The organism is Campylobacter showae CSUNSWCD (assembly GCF_000313615.1).
GTDB classification, from domain to species: Bacteria; Campylobacterota; Campylobacteria; order Campylobacterales; family Campylobacteraceae; genus Campylobacter_A; species Campylobacter_A showae_A.
In genome coordinates this window covers 50247-69702 of the sequence record NZ_AMZQ01000008.1, presented here as the reverse complement: position 1 = coordinate 69702, position 19456 = coordinate 50247, and the positions used below count along the sequence as shown (strand labels likewise).

The following is a 19456-nucleotide window of genomic DNA, read 5'->3' as shown; positions in this document are numbered from 1 at the left end:
CCACCCCTTTACTTAAAGCCCAAATTTATATTTCTCAAATCTCCCTTGCGTTTTTTGCGAACACATTTAGCACCGAGGCGCGTTTTTTGCAAATCTCTTTATATTCGTATTCCGGCACGCTATCTATCACGATACCCGCTCCAGCCTGCACGAAAATTTCGGCAAAATTTCCATCGAGCTCGCCACCCTCTAAATTTGGCTCGTTTGCTCCGTCAAGGTGCGGGTTATGCCTGCCAGCATCAAATTTAGCGTCAAATTTGCGTGCAAATATCGCGCTTCTAATCAAAATCGCCATTTGCGCATCGCCATTAAAGTGGAAAAATCCGATGCCGCCGCCGTAGGCGTTGCGCTTATACGACTCAAGCTCGGCGATGATCTCCATGGCGCGGATTTTCGGCGTACCGCTGAGCGTGCCTGCGGGAAAGATGCTGCCGACCGCGTCAAATGCGTCTAGATCGTCTGATTTTGCGCCGTAGACGTCGCTTACGATGTGCATCACGCTTTCGTAGCGCACGATGCGCATGGCGTTTTTGACCGCGACGCTTTTTGGCTTGCTGACGCGGCCGATGTCGTTGCGAGCAAGGTCTATGAGCATTTTGTGCTCGGCTAGCTCTTTTTCGTCGTTTAGCAGTTCGCGCTCGAGCGCGACGTCCTCGATCGCGTCTTTGCCGCGTCCGCGAGTGCCTGCGATAGGTGCGACGTAGATCTTGCCCTCTTTGATCTCGCAGACTAGCTCGGGGCTAGAGCCCGCGACGTCGCCGTACGGGGTCGGAAAGTGAAACATATACGGGCTCGGATTTGCCTCGCTCAAGGCTCGGTAGAAGTCTAGGCTATCCATATCCGAGGCTAGTTTTAGCTGTTCGCTTAGCACGACTTGAAAGACGTCGCCACTTTTTAGATACTCTTTGGCGCGCTTTGCGATCTTTAGAAAATGCGCTTTTTCGCCCTCTAAATCGGTTAAAATTTTATATTTGCACTGCCTTTTTGCGCGCTGTTCCTTGGCGGCCGCTTCGTCATCTGTGCTAAATTTAACGAGAAAATCGTAATACCGCTCGCGGTCGCCGTAAAAGCTGTAAATTTTGCTATTTTTATCAAAGTGTAGGTAGGCGCGGGCGTTAGCGTAGAAAAAGTCTGGGAAATCGTACTGTGAGGCGTTAAATTCGGGTATTTTTTCAAAATATTTTATTCCGCCGTAGCCTAGCACTCCAAACAGTCCCGCAAAAGGCGCACCCGATTTTTGAGCTTTAAAATAGCTCTTAAGCCCCGCAAAATCGGTTTGCTCGCTGCTGATATACTCGCAGTCGATGCCGACGATGGTCTGCGTCGTGTCCTCGGCGAGGTAGGAGTTGGCGAATTTTTCGCGGATCTTTTCGTAATAAAAAACGGGGTTCAAAAGTAACATAAAATATCCTTTAATGAGCGTCGATTATATAAAAATTAAGCTTAATTTTCATTTGACGGCGGCGTCAAAAAGCTCGCGCTCTAGCCTCTGCGCCGCGTCTAGGGCGTGGCAGTCAAAGACGCCGTATCTAGCCGCGACGCTTTTTATATCCTCAAAGCTCACGACAGTTTTGCCGTCTCTTTTTTGAAATAAAAACTTAAACGGAAGCTCTAGCGCGAGGCTTGGTTCGCACTCTATTAACGGTGCAAGTACGCCTGGAGCACCGAAAATCACAGTGATCGACGGCGTCAAATTTACTCCCGTTTGCGCGGCGAAAATATGATGAGGCACTACGGCAAATTCGCTAATATCCTTCATATCAAGCAGTCTTTGAAACCTCTTAACCGCAGCTTCTAGCTCTAGCTCGCTCTGGCCTGCTGTGACGCTGGCAAAGGCCAAATTTAATCCCGCAAAAATCATCAAAAACAATCTTTTCAATAACTTCCCTTTTTTAAATTTTAAAATTAATTTTACCCAAAAACGGCTAAAATCGGATTTTACTTTAAGGCGAGATTATGGAAATTTTATCGGTTGCATCGATCGGCTATGTATGTTTGGGGCTATTTGTCGGCTTTTTGTCTGGATTTTTGGGCATCGGAGGCGGCGCAGCGGCCGTACCGATACTCGTATTCTTGGGCTTTGACGTCAAATACGCAATCGGCGTGAGCGTCCTGCAGATGGTGTTTAGCTCAGTTTACGGTTCGCTTTTAAATATAAAAAACAAAAACGTCGATCTAAAACCCGCTTTGGTTTTGGGTATCGGCGGCTTTTGCGGGGCGAGTGCGAGCGGTTTTATCGTGGCGAGCGTACCGTCTAAATTTTTGCTTCTAACGCTTATTTGTATTCAGACTTTTAACGTTATTAAGCTGTTTTTTAAAAACCCCGAGCCAAAAGGCGCGCAAAATCCCTCTCTCGTTCCGCTTTTTTTCGTCGGGCTTTTTGTTGGTATAGTAGCGATTAGCGTGGGTATCGGCGGCTCGGTTATCATCATGCCGGTTTTGATAAATTTTCTTAATTACGACATCAAAAAGGCCGTTAGTACGGGGCTATTTTTCGTGATATTTTCATCGATTTCGGGCTTTATTAGCCTCGCTTCGCAAGGACTCGTGCAGTACGAGGTCGGCGTTTTAGTCGGTATCGGCTCGCTTATAAGCGTGAGATTTGGCGTAGCTTTAGCGCAAAAGATCGACCGCACCGTCCAAAAAAGATGCCTACTCGCGCTCATCTGTACGACGTTAATTATAATGATAAATAAGCTTTTTGCTTAAATTTGAGCTTATAAATTTAAAATAATACGATTAAATTTGCGATAAATAAGAGAGTGGGGTAAATTTACCCCACTCGCCTTCAATAAAAATCAGAAATTTTCTAAAAATCCGCCGTCGATTAGCTTTAACTCAAGGTCTTTTACGTAGTTTTCGGCTGCTTTTTGGTATTCGTTTTTGCTGACGGTTTTTATTGCTTCGCCGTTTTTGAGGGCAAACTCCAGTTTACGCTCTTGTGCGAATTTTGCCGTTTGCTTTACGATATTTTCGGGCGAGTTTTCGCCGTTAAATTTAAGAGCGATAAAGGCATCAAACTGAGAAAAATTTGCCGGTACGTTTAGTTCGTCAGCGATTTTGATCACCGGTTCATCTGCGGCACTAAAATACTCAAAATATCCGCGTACCCGCTCTTTTAGGCGGCTTTTACCTACTTCGTAAACGACTTTTGGTCGCTCGTAGGTCGTTAGCTTAGCGCAGTCTGCGGCTAAAATCTCCATAAAGCCAAAATACGCCGATTTTACCGCATTTTCGTCGTCTTTTAAAAGCGCTGCGACGTCGGCAAAATTTACGCTTGCCGGATAAACGTCGGTAAAGACTTGATAAAGCCAGTTGTATTCAGGCTTCATCGCGATATTTTTGATGTTTAGGTAGCCGTTTTTCGTTTTGCTAAAGTCTGCCGATATATGCAGCTTGCAAAGTTCGTTCACGCCGATATTTACGCTAAAATCGTTTGGAACGAGCTCTTTGTGCACTATCATACTACGTCTGAAAATATTATTGGTTAAAAAATCAAGCATCTGCTCTTTTTCGATACGCGAGCTAAAATTTGCGTCTATATACGAGTCAAACTCTTCCAGCCCCAAATTTGACTGAAAAACATCCTCGAGTCCGACTTCGGCAAGATATGCTAGGTCATTTTTCTCTAGACTATTTGCAAAATCTTTAAAATAAATCGGATTATTAAAAGCTTCCAAATACTCGTGAGCTATGTATGAGTCGTTCATCGTTAGAATATAATCGATATGAAATTTTAGACTTTCGAAATTTACAAAAATTTGACTCGCATTACCGTCTTTTTGGCAAAATTTGGCGTATTCTCCAAGTACTTTTAAAAGCTCTCTAGCCTTAGCTACCTTTGCGGTTTCTCCCTTTATGTCCTTGGTACCGAAAATCAAACAATCCCTGATCGTATCTTTGATCTTCCAGCCCGGATAGACGTTATAGCTCACGTAGGCAACGCCGTTTGGGCTCAAAAATAGCTTGATGGTTTTTAGGATCGCGTCCTTTACCATATCGGGCACCCAACTATAAACGCCGTGGCAGATGATGTAGTCAAATTTGCCGTAATCTCTCACGTCTGCATCCGTAAAATCGCAGATATCTTTTGCTTTAAATTCGATATTATCCACGCGCATTTGTGCGGCTAGCTCTTTGGCTTTATTTATCTGCACTTCGCTTAGATCTATGCCTAGCACCTTTGCCTGCGGATTTGCGATGGCAAAAGGAAATAAATTTCCGCCGTAGCTGCAGCCGATTTCTAGCACTTTGGCTGTTTTGGACGGCGGCGGGGTTAGTGATAAAAACGAAGCCAAAGCCTCAAGTCGCGCAGGCGAAGTCTCTGCAAATGCAGCCGAGATATAGGGAAGCTCATCGTAGGATTTTTGGATGTCGTTCATTTTATAGCCTTAAGTTAAAATATTTTTACGATGATACAGTAACGCCTATTAAATAAGGGTAAATTCGGGCGGTCACAACAGCCCGAATTTGATTAAAATTTAAGCCCGAAAACAGCCGAAGCGATAAAGACGACAGTTGCCGTAGTGTTGATAAAAGTAACAGCGATTTTAGTTAAAGCGATTTTGGGTATAATGACGGGTTAAAAATTTAAAATCACGGAAGCGAAAATGAACGCAAACGACACCATAAAAATCACGGGCGCGCGCGAGCACAACCTGAAAAATTTAAACCTCGAAATCCCAAAAAATAAGCTCGTAGTTTTCACCGGACTTAGCGGCAGCGGCAAGAGCACGCTAGCGTTTGATACGCTTTATGCCGAGGGGCAGCGCAGATATATGGAGAGCCTTAGCAGCTACGCTAGGCAGTTTCTAGACCGCGTAGGCAAGCCAGACGTAGATAAGATCGAGGGTCTAACGCCTGCTATCGCGATAGATCAAAAAACCACGTCCAAAAACCCTCGCTCAACGGTTGGCACGATCACTGAAATTTACGACTACCTGCGCCTCCTCTACGCAAGGGTCGGCATCCAGCACTGCCACAAGTGTGGCAAACCGATCTCTAAAATGTCGGCTAGCGACATCATAAACGAGATCCAAAAGTTGCCTCAGGGCGCTAAAGTCGTTATTTACGCTCCGCTTGTGCGCGAGAAAAAGGGCACATGGGCGGATCTGATCGAAAATTTACGCGGCAAAGGCTACGTGAGAGCTCAGATAGACGGCGTACAGGTGCGTCTAGACGAGGAGATCGAGCTAGCCAAAACCAAAAAGCACACGATAAAGCTCATCGTAGACCGCATCGTGATAGACGCCGATAACGCGCAGCGCCTAGCCCAAGACGTAGAAAAAGCGCTGGGTGAAAGCTACGGCGAGGTCGAGGTCGAGATCGCAAATGCGCAGGAACTCGGGCTAAAAGAGAGCTTCATCCACTATAGCGAGCACTCGGCATGCTTTGATTGTAAAATTTCATTTACTCCGCTTGAGCCGCTTAGTTTTAGCTTCAACTCCCCAAAAGGCGCGTGCGAGAGGTGCGACGGCCTTGGTATCAGATATAGCCTAGATCTAACCAAAGTGATCGACGAGGAAAAAAGCATCGAAGGCGGCGCAATAAAGCTGCTATACGGCTACAACATGAGCTATTATTATAAATTTTTGCTAGCTTTTTGCGAGCAAAACGGCATCGACGTAAAGCGCCCGTATGGCGAGCTTAGCGAGGACGAAAGGCGCCTCGTACTCTACGGCAACGTAAAAGAGGTCGAGTTTTTCTGGAAGCGAAACAAGCTGCTGCGTAAATTTGAGGGCGCGCTAAAAATCACGCACGGACTGCTAAAGGATTACAAGGACTTTGACGAATATATGAGCGAGAAGGTCTGCGACGACTGCGGCGGACACAGGCTAAAGCCTCAAAGCCTAGCTGTCAAGGTCGCAGGGCGCGGTATCGGCGAGATTTTGGACATGAGTATCGAAAACTGCACTGCGTTTTTCTCGGACGAGTCAAATTTTGGCTACCTTAGCGAATACGATAAAACGATCGCAAAGCCGATATTTAAGGAGATAAACGAGCGGTTATTTTTTCTTTACGACGTGGGACTTGGCTATCTATCGCTCGGACGCGACGCGCGCACGATCAGCGGCGGCGAAGCGCAGCGCATCAGGATCGCAAGCCAGATCGGATCGGGCCTTAGCGGCGTGATGTACGTGCTGGATGAGCCTAGTATCGGTCTACACGAGCGTGATACGCTAAAGCTCATAAAAACTCTGCGAAATTTGCAAGCCAAAGGCAACTCCGTTATCGTCGTAGAACACGATAAAAAAACGATCGAGGAGGCCGACTACGTCGTAGATATCGGGCCTGGAGCGGGAAAATTTGGCGGACAGATAGTTTTTGCCGGCGACGTGAAAAGCCTGCTAGACTCAAGCACGCAAACAGCGCTTTACATAAACGGCGAAAAGGAAATCGACTACCAAAAAAACCGCAAAAGCGACACGTGGCTCGAGATCTCAAACGTAAATATCAATAATATCTCAAATTTAAGCGCGCGCTTTCCGCTGCGAAATTTAGTCGGTATCACGGGAGTTTCTGGCTCGGGTAAAAGCTCGCTCGTACTGCAAACCCTGCTGCCTGAAGCCCAGGAGCAGCTAAATCGCGCTAAAAAAGTAAAAAAGGTAGCTGGGGTAAATTTGAGCGGACTAGAAAATCTAGACAAAGTGATCTATCTCGATCAAAGCCCGATCGGACGCACTCCGCGCAGTAATCCTGCCACCTACACGGGCGTGATGGACGAGATCAGAGGGCTTTTTGCGCAGACTAAAGAGGCCAAACTGCGAGGCTACAAGATCGGCAGGTTTAGCTTTAACGTCAAGGGCGGACGCTGCGAAAAGTGCCAAGGCGAGGGCGAGATCACGATCGAGATGCACTTTTTGCCAGACGTAAACGTCGTTTGCGACTCGTGCGGCGGCACCCGCTACAACGCACAGACGCTAGAAATCCTATACAAAGGCAAAAGCATCGCCGACGTGCTAAATATGAGCATCGACGAGGCGGTGGAGTTTTTTAAATCCGTGCCAAAAATCGCCAGCAAACTAACGACGCTGCAAGACGTGGGACTAGGCTATATCACGCTAGGACAAAACGCCGTGACGCTAAGCGGCGGCGAGGCGCAGCGCGTAAAGCTCGCAAAGGAGCTTAGCCGCTCAGACACTGGAAATACGCTCTATATCCTCGACGAGCCGACTACGGGGCTGCATTTTGCCGATGTCGATAGGCTCGTGCGCGTGCTGCATCACCTGGTCGATCTTGGCAACTCGGTCTTTGTCATAGAGCACAACATGGACGTCATCAAAAACTGCGACTACATCGTCGATATGGGGCCAGAAGGCGGCGCAAAGGGCGGTAAAATCATCGCCGAAGGCAGCGTAAAAGAGGTCGCTAAAAATCATAAAAAAACGGGCAGCTATACGGGTAAATTTTTGGCTGAGGAGCTAGAAGCCATGAAAAACGCGGCAAAAAAGGCAAAGAAAAAATAAAAATTTTGAGAAGTTTGAAGCGGATCAAATTTACGGTAAAAATTTGATGATTTGCGGGCTTAACCTCGCCAAATTTGGCTAGCAAAAACTGCGGTAAATTTAACGAAAGGCAAAAATGAGGCTTTGGACGATAAGTTTTAAATATCTCGACGCAAAGGGACTAGTCGCACTTTGGCGCGAGGCGCTGCTAGCTAAAAACGTGCTGGATGGACTCACCAAGGGCTACAAAAATCACCCGCAGCTCGACCGCTTTTACGCGCACGAAAACACGCTAGAGGCGATAAATGCGTATCTGGCGGAGGTTTTTGCGCAGGCCTGCGCTCGCGGGTATAAATTTGACGCGGCAAAAGTGGGCGAATTTGACGAGCGAAATTTAGCCAAAATAGCCGTCACTCGCGGGCAGATCGAGTATGAATTTGCCTTTTTGCAAGAGAAGCTAAAGTCGCGCGACGTCAAGGCTTATGAGCGAAATTTAAGCGTAAAAAATATAGAAATCGCGAGTATTTTTAAAGAGGTCGATGGTGAAATCGAGCTGTGGGAGAAGGTGAAAATTTAGCGCCGTTTCGTGCTAGGTTTTTTGACTTGCCTAGGCCAAAAAATACATTATGCCGATTTTGCCAAGATTTGCGGCAAATTTCGAGCATTAAATTCGGATATTTAAAACGCCGTAAAATAGTGCAAATTTGGCGATAGGCTGACACGTTGCTTTGAGCGAGTAAATTTGATTTTGCGTTTCGGCGGTGTATGGACGGTAAGATAAAAATCTAGCACGAATAGCGTTACCATAAAATTTACGAGCTAGCACAGGCATTTGCTAAATTTAACGTTTTAAATTTGATGGCAAATTTAGGGCAAACAAGTCAAATTTAAAAAGGCGAACCCGGCGTTATTTCCGCCAAATTCGCCTCCACTTTTTAAAATCAAACTACGCCGACCGATCAAATTTCACACTCAAATTTGACGAATCGGAGCTCGTTTTACTCCGCTTTCATCTGCTCGGCGGCAGGCACTTTAGGTAGTCCCGGCATCAGCATCGTCGATCCGCTGACCGCCACGATAAAGCCAGCTCCACCGCGGATCTCGAGCGCGCTAACCTCGAAGCTAAAGTCCCTCGGTCGTCCTAGCAGCTTAGCGTCCGAGCTAAAGCTATACTGCGTCTTTGCGACGCAAACGGGCAAGCCGTCAAAGCCTAGACGCGAAATCTCGGCCAAGTCTTCTTGCGCGCGCGGGCTAAAGACTACTTCTTTGGCGCCGTAAATTTTAGTCGCGATCTTTTCGATCTTGGTTTTGACGGGGTCGGCGGGCTCATACGTGAAGTTTATCTCGCGAGCCGGTTTTTCGCAGATTTGTGCGACTTTTTTAGCTAGATCCTCTGTGCCCACGCTTCCTTTTAAAAAGCCCTCACACAGGCTAAACTCAGCCCCCGACTCCTCGCAAAGGGCGCGCACGTGAGCGATCTCCTCGTCTGTGTCGGTCGCGAATTTATTTAGCGCGACGATGACGTTTTGATTGAAATTTTTGAGATTTTCTATGTGGGCTTTTAGGTTTTCGCCGCCTAGCTTTAGCGCGTCTAAATTTGGCTGCGAGATGCCGTCTTTGTCGCATCCGCCGTTATATTTTAGCGAGCGGATAGTGCTTACTAGTACGACGCACTTTGGCGCAAGTCCCGCGGTGCGGCACTTGATATCGAGGAACTTTTGCGCTCCAAGCTCAGCGCCAAATCCCGCCTCGGTCACGACGTAGCCCGCTAAATTTAGCGCAGTTTTAGTTGCGATGACGCTGTTGCAGCCGTGTGCGATATTTGCAAACGGTCCGCCGTGGATGAGTACTGGCGTGCCCTCAAGAGTCTGCACGAGGTTTGGTTTTATCGCCTCTTTTAACAGGACGCAGACGGCGTCGGCGCAGTTTAGGGATTTTGCGCGAACGAGGCTGCCATCTTTATCGTAGGCGACGACGATGTTTTCTACGCGCTCTTTTAGATTTTTTAGGTCGGTTGCGAGGCATAGGATCGCCATTATTTCGCTAGCGGCGGTGATTACGAAGCCGTCTTTTCGTGTAAATTTATTGCTCTTTTCAAGGCCGATTTCGATCTCTCTTAGCGAGCGGTCGTTCATATCCATGCAGCGTTTGAAAACGACGCGCGCAGGGTCGATATTTAGGGCGTTGCCGTGGTGGATGTGATTGTCCAGCATCGCAGCAATGAGGTTGTTTGCCGAGGTGATAGCGTGAAAGTCGCCGTTAAAGTGCAGGTTGATATCCTCGCTAGGCGTCACCTGCGAGTAACCGCCGCCTGTCGCTCCGCCTTTTATACCAAAAACCGGCCCAAGGCTTGGCTCTCGAAGTGCGGCGCACACGCGTTTGCCGATACGCGCTAAGCCGTCAGATAGCCCGACGGTCACGGTCGTTTTGCCCTCTCCGTAGGGCGTCGGGTTGGTCGCGGTAACTAGGATGAGGTTTGCGCCGGGTGCGCTACCTAGTCGGGGCTCGATCTTGGCTTTTAGCTTGCCAAAGGTGTCTAGCGCCTCCTCGCCTAGCCCTAGTTTTGCACCGATTTTTACGATATTTTGCGGCTTTGCGCTCGCTTCTATTTCTCTGTCGCTTAGCATCGTTTTTCCTTAAAAATTTGATTTAAAGTGATTTTGTAATTTTATCTCGCTAATGCGAAAAGTCTCATTAAATTTTAGCCGCTCGTAATCAAATTTGGGCTAAATTTGAAACTAAATTTGACAAAGGATCGCGATGAGGGCTGTGAATGTTTTGCTTTACGAGGGATTTACTACGATGGACGCGCTAGGACCCGCCGAGGCGCTATCTAGGGCACTGGAAGGCGAGCAAAAGTGCTATGAGATAGAGTATTTCTCGGCTACTGGCGGGCTCGTCGGCAGCAGTACGAACGCTAAAATTTGGACGCGAAAGCTAAGCGAGATAGCTAAATTTGATGTTTTGCTCGTGCCAGGCGGTTTTGCGGCTAGAGAGCTTGCGCATGATGGCGAGTTTATCGCTATTTTGGGCGAGCTAGCGCGCAGACACGAATGCGTGATCGCGGTATGCACGGGCTCGGTGCTGCTAGCTAAAACAGGGCTTTTGGACAGCATGGAGGCCACGAGCAATAAACTATCTTGGCAGTGGGTTACTTCAGAGGCTCCTAGCGTGCACTGGGTGCGTGCGGCCCGCTGGTGCGTTAGCGGGAAATTTTACACTAGCTCTGGCGTGAGCGCGGGTATCGACGAGGCTCTGGGTTTTATCGCCGATATGCACGGGCTGGACGAAGCGCAGAGGATCGCTCGGACGATGGAATATGTCTACAATAGCGACAAAAACGCGGATCTGTTTTAAATTTTAGCTTGCGGCGCCCACTAAAATTGAGCGTCAAATTTAATCCGAGTCAAATTTACCGCGCCGCACGCCAAAATCGTAAGTTTTAAAACAAACGGCTCGTATCCTGTCCCGCTACCACAGTTTTAGGCAGACTTGCCCTATTATAACGGCGATAGGAGCTTTGTTTATGTCGTAGGTGTTGCTCGAGTTTGAGCCAAAATCGGGCTTAACGACACTACCTTGTATAACCCAAGTGTTGCTCGAGTTTGCGCCGTATTTGGGTTTTATTTTTTTGTCGTTAAACTCAAAGGTGTTAGAGGAGTTGGCTCCGGTTTTGGGCTTTAGCACCCCGCCGTCAAATTCAAAGGTATTGTGTGTGGTTGCGCCGTATTTGGGCTTTAGCTCGTTACCCTCGTATACCCAAGCGCCGTTGCCCGCAGACCTTCCGTCCCAGTTGATTTTGGGCATTTTATCCTCCTAAAATGAGTTATAATCAATCACTTTGCGCGGCTTGCTTCTTTTGCTTTTATCGCTTCGTAAATTTCATCCGCGTTCGTCAAATTTGCGTCCAAAAACTCCTGCGCCTTTTTGAGCGTGCGCGCGCCCATGATGCCGTCAGATTTGACGCCGATAGCCTTTTGCACGTATAAAATTTTCTCTTTTTGCGTGATCTGCGGCGCGGTTTTAGCTGCGGCGGTCGAGTTTGCTTCGCGCTCTTGGTCGCTAGAGCCCTCAAATTTAGCCGTCATCTCGCGAAATTTGGCCTCCAGGCTGCGCGACGCCTCAAAGCGCTCGTCAAGCTGCATGAGAGTCGGAGCGTAACCAAAACTAGATATCGCGCCATAGATCGCGCCAACTGCTCCAAAGCCGGCTAAAATTTTAAAAAACAGAGCAAAAGCCTCTTTGTTTCGCATGCTTTGGCGGTACTCTTTAGGCACGGCACTACGGCGAATCAGCGTAACCAGCGCGCTAAGAGGCGCCAAGACGCACAAAGCAACGCCCGCGCAAAGGGCCAAAAATATAAGCGTATAAATAGGCGACATGATGTAGCGCTCGGCTAAATTTTCGCCCAAAAATCCCGCCGTAAAAACTAGCGTAATCAGCCAAAACACCGAACCCAGCCCAAACCAAACCGCAGGCGAGTAAACGGGAGAGATTTTATCCAGGCATTTTTTCATTGTATCGCCCAGTTTGCTCGCCGCGCCCCTTGAGACGTAGCCTTCGCAGGCCTCTATCACGGCATTTGCGGCCTCGGTTTGCGCGCCGTCCGTTTTAGCGATACGCTTTAGCGCGGAGTCTAGAGCGGGCTGCGAGCAGTAGCGCGTGAAAAATTTAAACGCCTCGCGCCTAGTTATCTTGCCGTCGGCGTCGATCTTTTCTAGCATAGAAATCTCGTCTGCGAAAAGATCGTCGAAAAATGGCGGCCTGATAAATGCGTAGGGCGGGTTGCTAAAGCCAACCGCCTCGTACTCCTTGCCTAGCAGGATAAAATTTAGCCGCATTATCGCGCTAGAGCCCACATAAGAAAACAGGTGCGAGCTCTCGTCGCCGCTCTCTTCGTCTTGATAAAACGGTATCGTCTGCGAGAGAAATTTACAGCTGCGCGCGCACAAGAAGTCCAAAAGCTCGTCGGCGTAGGCGCGCGATTTTATGCGTAAATTTACGCTGGGTTTCGCGTAGGCGCCGATGTTTGCTACCGTGGTAAAATATCCGTGACCGCTGCACTGGGCGCACTGCACATAGCCTGATCCCCCGCATCCGCCGCACCTAACCGTGCCTGATCCCGAGCAGCCGTAGCAGGTATTTGAGCCGCTACCTCCGCATGATGAGCAGCTCTCGTAGCGATACGTCACGTAGGTGCTACCGTCGGAGTTGTACTGCGTGTGAGGGCGATTTACGCCGCCGCTGCCTCCGCACGTGGAGCAGCTTTGTCGTCCGCGTCCGCCGCAGCTGGAGCAGGTTTTTTTACCGCGTCCGCCGCACTCGCCGCAACGCGTCTGCCCGTCGCCTCCGCACTCGTCGCAACGCTCGCTCATGCTAAATGGCTTAAAATCGTAATACCTAACCGCGCCGCCTGATTTTGCGACGGCCTCTTTTGCGTCTTGGCGTAATTCGGTGAGTAAAATTTCACGCAGATCCGCGCTATCTCTAGCCTGCAGCAAGCACTCTCTGGCATGATTTTCGTAGCCTCGCACGTCGTCGCCAAAGTGTATCTGCTCTTTTGCGCCGCCTGCGGTCTTGCTCTCCTCGCGCTTGCCGTAAAACTCCCACGTCACGCTAGCTGTGGCTTCAAAATCAAAAATTTCGTGCGAAATTTCTACCAAATCCTCAGGCTTAGCTTGGTTGCCGTTTATTAGATTGCGTAGCCCTTTTAGAAACGGCTCGTGTAAACTTAGCTCGTCAAATTCGCTCATTTTAAATCCTAAATTTGATTTTGCGCGTCTAGCTTCGCGTGCTTTTTTATCTCGCTTAAAAACTCTGCTCCGCCGTCCGCAAAAGCCTCTCGCGGCACGGCGCAAAACATGGAGTTTGCGATGATAACGACGACAAACTCGCCCACATATCGAGCGTCGCTGATGATGCCGTACCTGTATCTGCCCTCGCCAAATTTGCTCTTTTGCACGAAAAACTCATCCTCTAAGATCACGCTTTTTTGCCCGAATTCGCTGTAGTTTGCTTTGCTTAGCATAGCGCGAATCAGCAGCCAAGGTCGCAAGCCCGTGGCGTAAAGCACCGTCAAAAACGCGCCTATCCACGCAAGATAGGGCAAAATAGCTGCGCTCTCAAAGCCGTAGTCCTCAAGCAAGCAGCCAAGGTCATTGATGTAAAATTTGACGCACAAAAGTGTGATAAAAATCATCCCGGTAACAATTGCCGCAAAGTCGCAAAGGCTGATATAGCGCATAAATTTATCGCCTTTATAGACGATTTTAGCGATCTCGCGCGCCGTCTTTTTATACTCGGCGTTAGGCTTTAGCTCAAAGTCGGCTTTCAAATTTGACATTTGCTTCCTTTAAATTTTGATGAGATATTATCAAATTTGGCCTAAATTTACGCTATTTTTAAAAACCGCCGCTAAAACGGTAATTAAGCCCAAATTTAGTAAAATCGCCGCCAAGACGCGAGGTCGCGTAATACGTTAAAAGGCAAACCATGCAAAACTCAACCACGTAAATTCCGCTAAATTTAAACCAAATCAACCAATCAAATTTAAATTTAAGGCAGAATCATGAAAAGACGAGATTTTCTAAAACTAGGCGCGCTCGCGGCAGCTTCGGCGCAAGCAAAACAGTTTGACGCGGCGGCGCAGGCGATATTTGACGAGCAGATGGGGCTTTGTGCGAATAAATTCGGCGCGTTTTACGTAAAAACCATCGGCGGCAGAGTCGTTGGTACTGAGCCGTTTGAGGGCGACGCGATGCCAACGGTGCTAAACAACGCCCTAAGCGATCACATCCAAAACGAAACGCGCGTGAAATACCCCTACGTGCGCAAAAGCTTCCTTGCTGATCCCTCAGATCCAAAGCCCGAGCTTCGCGGCAAAGAGCCCTTCGTGCGCGTTAGCTGGGACGAGGCGATAAAGCTAAGCGCTAAAATTTTAAAAGAAAACTTCGACAAATACGGCTCGGAGGCCATTTACGGACAGCTTTATCAGTGGGGCAGCCTCGGCAAGGTCGGTCACTCGCAGCGCACCGCAAAACGCATGCTAAACGCGCTTGGCGGCTACGTGAGCGAGCTTGGCGGCTACTCTTACGGCGCAGCGACTGCGTTTTTGCCTCACGTGACGGGCTCTATCGATCCGACTCACGCTCCGACGCGCTGGGAGGGCGTGGTAAAGGAGGCCAAGACGATCGTATTTTGGGGCACGAATCCCGTCGTTTCAAACAAGATCGCTATCGGCGTTCCGATGCACAACTCCTACGCCTACTACGAGATTATGAAGGATAAATTTAAAAAAGGCGAGATGAAAATTTACAGCGTTGACGTCTACCGCAACGAAACGGCGGAGTATTTCGGCGCGGAGTATCTAGCCGTGCGCCCTTGCACCGATACGGCGATGCTGATCGGACTTTGCGATTATCTTTACGAAAACGGCCTTTACGGCAAGGAATTTATAGAACGTTACACGGTCGGGTTTGATAAATTTAAGGATTATTTCACGGGCGCGAAAGACGGCGTGAAAAAGGATCTAAAATGGGCGAGTAAAATTTGCGGCGTGAGCGAAAAGGAGCTAAAAGAGCTAGCGGGTACGCTGGCTAAAAAAGACGCGCTCATCGTCACGGGCTACTCTATCCAGCGCCAGCACCACGGCGAGATGGCGTACTGGGCGCTGATAACTCTAGCGGCGATGTTAGGCGACATCGGCAAGACCGGACGCGGCTACGTGATGAACGATCAGATGCATAAAAACGCCGATATCAGCTTCGTCGCGCCAAAGCTTCAGGCTTTTAACCCGGCGGTAAACGAAAAATACATCGCCCCGCAAGGCAAACTAGCTAAGGCTAAATACCACGAGATACCAAACAGCAGGCTCATAGACGCGATCATGGAGCCGGGCAAAGAAATCGAGCGCAACGGCAAAAAATACGTCATGCCACACATTAGAGTGATGTTTAACGCCAACGGCTCGACCTTCACCCGGCACCCCGACACCAACCGCGCGGTCGCGGCGATGAAAAAGATCGAAGCGATCATCACCACAGAGCCGTTTTGGACGAGTACGGCGAGGCTCAGCGATATCGTACTACCGGCAGCGCTAGAATGCGAGCGCACGGACATAGAGTTTGCAAACTCTACTAGCGAATACCTTTTTGCGATTAAGCCGCTAGTAAAGCCCGCGGGCGAGAGCAAGAGCGACTTTGAGATCGCGCGGCTCATCTGCGCGCAGTGGGGCGAGGAGTACGAGCAGGCCTTTAGCGAGGGCAAAACGGAACTTGAGTGGGTGAAGGAAATTTATGCCGACGCTGCTGCAAAAGCCGAGGGTATGGGTATAGCGATGCCAAAATTTGAGGAGTTTTGGCAAAAAGGATATGTCAAATTTGATAAGATCGACGAGAAAAAGCGCTACTTCACAAACTACGCTGACTTCCGCGCCGATCCCGAGAAAAACGCGCTGAAAACGCCGTCGGGCAAGATCGAGCTATACTCCGAAGCGGTCGAAAAGCTAGGTTATCCCGACTGCCCGCCGCACGCGACGTGGATGGAGCCGTTTGAGTGGCTGGGCGGCGACGTGAGCAAGTATCCTATCGCCATCAGCGGCGCGCACTCTAAATTTAGGCTCCACTCGCAGCTAAACAGCTCACTGCTTCGCAACTACTCCGAGATCGCAAACCGCGAACCCGCACTCATCAGCCCCGCCACGGCAAAGGCGCGCGGCATAAAAACGGGCGACGTAGTGAGGATCTACAACGACCGAGGCGAGATCCTCTGCGGCGCGCTGGTGAGCGACACCGCGCAAGATAACGTCGTGATCGTAAGCGAGGGCGCGTGGTACGACCCGGCTGTTTGGGGCGAGAAAAGCCTGTGCAAACACGGCAACATAAACGTACTAACCAAGGACGTGCCTAGCTCGCAGCTCTCGCAAAGCAACACTGCGCACACGAGCATGGTGCAGGTCGAGAAATTTAAAGGCGAACTGCCGAGCATAACGGCGTTTGATAGGCCTGTGACGATAGAGGCTTAGGCTTTTACGATTTAAATTTGAGCGGTTAAATTTGGCCGCTCAAATTTGACTACTTTTTAAATTTACCCACTCAAATTTAGCGTCAAATTTAACTCAAATTTGACCGCGTCTGCGCTTGACCCGCGTCGCTAAATTTTAAATTTGCCTCAAATCAGCCGTTTTTTTGCCTAAAATTTGTAAAATTAGCCCAAAAAAAGGATAAAAAATGAGCCAAAAAACACTAACGATCATCGACACTTTCGGATTTTTTTTCAGACTTTACTACGCGATGAGCGGACTAAAAAACCGCGAAGGCAAGCCAAGCGGCATGGTGAGCGGCTTTGCTAGCTTTATCATGAATCTGCGTCAGGAGTTTGCCAGCGACTACATCATCTTTGCGTTAGATAGCAAGGGCAAAACGTTGCGCCACGAGATCCTGGGCGAATACAAAGCCAACCGCTCCGAGCCACCCGCTGCGCTAAAAGAGCAGCTGCCCGTGTGCATCGAAATGATAGAAAAAATGGGTCTAGCCGCCGTGAGCCGTGAAGGCTACGAGGCTGACGACATCATCGCTAGCGTCGTAAAGGAGTGCAAGCAGCGGGATATATTTGTACGTATCGTAACGCATGATAAGGACCTCTATCAGCTCATCGAGGACGGCAAAGTAAGCATCTACAGCCCGCAAAGCAAGATCGATCACGATAGCGCGAGCTGCATAGAAAAATACGGCGTTCCGCCAAGCTGCATACGCGATTTTCTCGCGATCGCTGGCGATAGCTCGGATAATATCCCGGGCGTCAAAGGTATCGGCGCGGTGGGCGCCAAAAAGCTACTAAACGAATTTGGCAGCCTAGAGGGCATCTACGAAAACCTGCCGCTAGTGCGAAACGAACGTATCCGCGGGATGCTAGCAGAAGGGCGAGAGAGCGCGTTTTTGAGCAAGCGCCTAACCTCGCTCTTTGACGACGTGCCGGACGTGCTCGATCTAAAAAGGGCGGAATTTCCCGAGCAAAATCCGCTCGTAAAAGTCGCTGATACTCTGCGCGAATACGATCTAAACCGCCTTTTAAAAGCGCTGCAAAATAGCCAAGACGCAGGCGAAAATGCGGATTTTAAGCTCGGCTTTAACGCGCGACTTTTAACGGACGAGAATGAGATCGAGCGACTGCTGGCAAACGTTGACGCGGACACGCTCGTGGCGTTTGACACCGAGACCACGGACGTCGATACGCAAAACGCCCGCCTGGTCGGCTTTAGCTTTTGCTTTAACGACGAGGAGGCCTACTACGTGCCCGTGGCGCACGAGTATCTGGGTGCGCCGAAGCAGGTGAGCGAGAAATTTGCCGCCTGGGCGATAGGGCAAATTTACAAAGGCTGCGTGATCGGGCAAAATTTAAAGTATGATTTTAAGGTCGTAAAGCGAAATTTGGGGCTTGAGCCGCCCGTAAATTTTAAAGACACGATGATACTAGCATGGCTCATGGATCCAAGCTCAAGCGTGGGTATGGACGCGCTAGCTAAGCGGCTCTACGACTACGATACGATCAAATTTGAAGACGTAGTAAAGCGCGGCGAGACCTTCGCGTCCGTAGCTCTTGAAAATGCCGCCAAATACGCCGCTGAGGACGCGTGGATAACGCTGAAGTTTTACAAAAGCTTTTTAAATTTGCTTGATCCCGAGTTGCTCGCACTTGCAGGCAAGCACGAGTTTCCTTTCATCCTCACGCTTTTTGATATGGAGCGCGAGGGTATCGCTATAAACCAGGAGAAAATGCAAAATTTGATCCTGCGAAACGACGCTAAGATCAAGGCCCTAACGAGCGAAATTTACGAGCTAACGGGCGAAAATTTTAATATTAACTCCGTTAAGCAGCTAGGCTCGGTGCTGTTTGAACATCTAAAACTACCCGTAAAGAAAAAGACCAAAACTGGCTACAGCACCGACGAAGCCGTGCTAGCCGAGCTCACCGAGGAGCATCCCGTCATCCCTAAACTACTCGAGTACCGCGAGCTATATAAGCTGCAAAGCACATACTGCGAGCCGCTACTAAATTTGGCTAAAAAAGACGCCGACAGCAGGATATACACGAACTTTATCCAGACGGGAACGAGCACCGGCAGACTCTCGTCTAAAAATCCGAACCTGCAAAATATCCCGGCTCGCGGTGCGCTAGCTAAAGACGTGCGAGGCTGCTTTGAGGCCAAAAGCGGCTTTAGCTTCGTGGGTCTTGACTACAGCCAGATCGAGCTGCGACTGCTCGCGCACTTTAGCCGCGACGAGGCGCTTTTGCGGGCGTTTGCAAACGACGAGGACATCCACGCGCGCACGGCGATTAGTATATTTGGTAGCGCCGAGGGGCAAAACCGCTCGGTGGCTAAGAGTATAAATTTTGGCCTCATCTACGGCATGGGCTCGAGCAAGCTAGCGGGGCAAGTCGGCATCACGCGCGCCGAGGCAAAGGAGTATATCGAGCGCTATTTTAAAGCTTTCCCTACGATAAAGGGCTTTTTAGAGGGGATAAAAACGGCCGCGAAAAACGAGGGCTTCGTGCGCACGCTGCTGGGTAGAAAGCGGTTGTTTGATTTTACTGCCGCGACGCCGATGCAAACGGCGATGTATGAGCGCGAGGCTGTAAATACGATATTTCAAGGCTCGGCTGCCGATATCATCAAGATGGCGATGGTAAAGATCCGCCCGCTTTTAAGCTCGCGCGCTAGAATGCTTTTGCAGATACACGACGAGCTGATTTTCGAGGTGCAGGACGGCTACGCGGAGGAGTTTGGCGTAGCGGCGCAAAAGATAATGCAAGAAATTTACAAACTAAACGTGCCGCTAAAAACGAGCCTAAATGTGGCGAAGGATTGGGGTGAGTTGAAGTAAAACGGCAAATTTGAGCGTTTAGCCTGCGTCAAATTTGCCGGCTAAGTTTGTGAGCGCAACGACGATAAGTTTTTAAATTTAACCGATCAACCTGGACGGATAAATTTAAGGTAAATATAGTATGGTAAA

General features: G+C 49.2%; 13 protein-coding genes. 6 read left to right on the top strand and 7 right to left on the bottom strand.

Annotated features, from left to right (window positions below):
* Nucleotides 1-34: 34 nt before the first annotated feature.
* Both CSUNSWCD_RS06145 and CSUNSWCD_RS06140 read right to left on the bottom strand, forming a co-directional pair.
* On the bottom strand, nucleotides 35-1402 hold the full coding sequence (locus tag CSUNSWCD_RS06145; RefSeq protein WP_009494997.1) for an anthranilate synthase component I family protein: 1368 nt from the start codon (nucleotides 1400-1402) through the stop codon (nucleotides 35-37).
* A 48-nt stretch (nucleotides 1403-1450) separates the two neighbouring features.
* Entirely contained in the window at nucleotides 1451-1879 is a 429-nt protein-coding gene (locus CSUNSWCD_RS06140; protein WP_009494996.1) for a DUF302 domain-containing protein, read from the bottom strand.
* Nucleotides 1880-1956: 77 nt separating this feature from the next.
* Between CSUNSWCD_RS06140 and CSUNSWCD_RS06135 the strand changes: the two genes are divergently transcribed.
* The gene (locus CSUNSWCD_RS06135) at nucleotides 1957-2709 is read left to right on the top strand and encodes a sulfite exporter TauE/SafE family protein (protein ID WP_009494995.1); all 753 of its coding nucleotides are present in this window, start codon (nucleotides 1957-1959) and stop codon (nucleotides 2707-2709) included.
* A gap of 89 nt (nucleotides 2710-2798) precedes the next feature.
* On the opposite strand, the gene CSUNSWCD_RS06130 is transcribed toward CSUNSWCD_RS06135, so the two are convergent.
* Nucleotides 2799-4382, bottom strand: coding sequence for a class I SAM-dependent methyltransferase (locus tag CSUNSWCD_RS06130; RefSeq protein WP_009494994.1), 1584 nt, complete (start codon nucleotides 4380-4382; stop codon nucleotides 2799-2801).
* Between the two features lie 228 nt (nucleotides 4383-4610).
* On the opposite strand from CSUNSWCD_RS06130, the gene uvrA reads away from it, so the two are divergent.
* Both uvrA and CSUNSWCD_RS06120 read left to right on the top strand, forming a co-directional pair.
* Nucleotides 4611-7466: an excinuclease ABC subunit UvrA gene (gene uvrA, locus CSUNSWCD_RS06125; protein ID WP_009494993.1), complete on the top strand. Its 2856-nt coding sequence runs from the start codon at nucleotides 4611-4613 to the stop codon at nucleotides 7464-7466.
* A 115-nt stretch (nucleotides 7467-7581) separates the two neighbouring features.
* Entirely contained in the window at nucleotides 7582-8022 is a 441-nt protein-coding gene (locus CSUNSWCD_RS06120) for a pyrimidine dimer DNA glycosylase/endonuclease V (RefSeq protein ID WP_009494992.1), read from the top strand.
* A gap of 421 nt (nucleotides 8023-8443) precedes the next feature.
* Here the strand turns inward: CSUNSWCD_RS06120 and CSUNSWCD_RS06115 are convergent, their stop codons facing one another.
* A complete protein-coding gene (locus tag CSUNSWCD_RS06115) occupies nucleotides 8444-10072 on the bottom strand; it encodes a formate--tetrahydrofolate ligase (protein ID WP_009494990.1) in 1629 nt (542 codons plus the stop codon).
* 133 nt (nucleotides 10073-10205) lie between these two features.
* Here CSUNSWCD_RS06115 and CSUNSWCD_RS06110 point away from each other — a divergent pair, with 133 nt between their 5' ends.
* Nucleotides 10206-10802: a DJ-1/PfpI family protein gene (locus CSUNSWCD_RS06110; RefSeq protein WP_009494989.1), complete on the top strand. Its 597-nt coding sequence runs from the start codon at nucleotides 10206-10208 to the stop codon at nucleotides 10800-10802.
* A 114-nt stretch (nucleotides 10803-10916) separates the two neighbouring features.
* Here the strand turns inward: CSUNSWCD_RS06110 and CSUNSWCD_RS06105 are convergent, their stop codons facing one another.
* The 3 genes from CSUNSWCD_RS06105 to CSUNSWCD_RS06095 are packed head-to-tail and all read right to left on the bottom strand — an operon-like array spanning nucleotide 10917 to nucleotide 13788.
* Entirely contained in the window at nucleotides 10917-11252 is a 336-nt protein-coding gene (locus CSUNSWCD_RS06105) for a hypothetical protein (protein ID WP_009494988.1), read from the bottom strand.
* Between the two features lie 29 nt (nucleotides 11253-11281).
* Nucleotides 11282-13198: a hypothetical protein gene (locus CSUNSWCD_RS06100; RefSeq protein WP_009494987.1), complete on the bottom strand. Its 1917-nt coding sequence runs from the start codon at nucleotides 13196-13198 to the stop codon at nucleotides 11282-11284.
* An 8-nt stretch (nucleotides 13199-13206) separates the two neighbouring features.
* Nucleotides 13207-13788 (bottom strand): YcxB family protein, encoded by a 582-nt coding sequence (locus tag CSUNSWCD_RS06095; RefSeq protein WP_009494986.1) that lies wholly within the window; start codon nucleotides 13786-13788, stop codon nucleotides 13207-13209.
* A 225-nt stretch (nucleotides 13789-14013) separates the two neighbouring features.
* On the opposite strand from CSUNSWCD_RS06095, the gene CSUNSWCD_RS06090 reads away from it, so the two are divergent.
* Both CSUNSWCD_RS06090 and polA read left to right on the top strand, forming a co-directional pair.
* Nucleotides 14014-16467, top strand: a complete 2454-nt coding sequence (locus CSUNSWCD_RS06090) for a molybdopterin-dependent oxidoreductase (protein ID WP_009494984.1) — start codon at nucleotides 14014-14016, stop codon at nucleotides 16465-16467.
* Nucleotides 16468-16672: 205 nt separating this feature from the next.
* Entirely contained in the window at nucleotides 16673-19327 is a 2655-nt protein-coding gene (gene polA, locus CSUNSWCD_RS06085; protein WP_009494983.1) for a DNA polymerase I, read from the top strand.
* Nucleotides 19328-19456 lie beyond the last annotated feature (129 nt).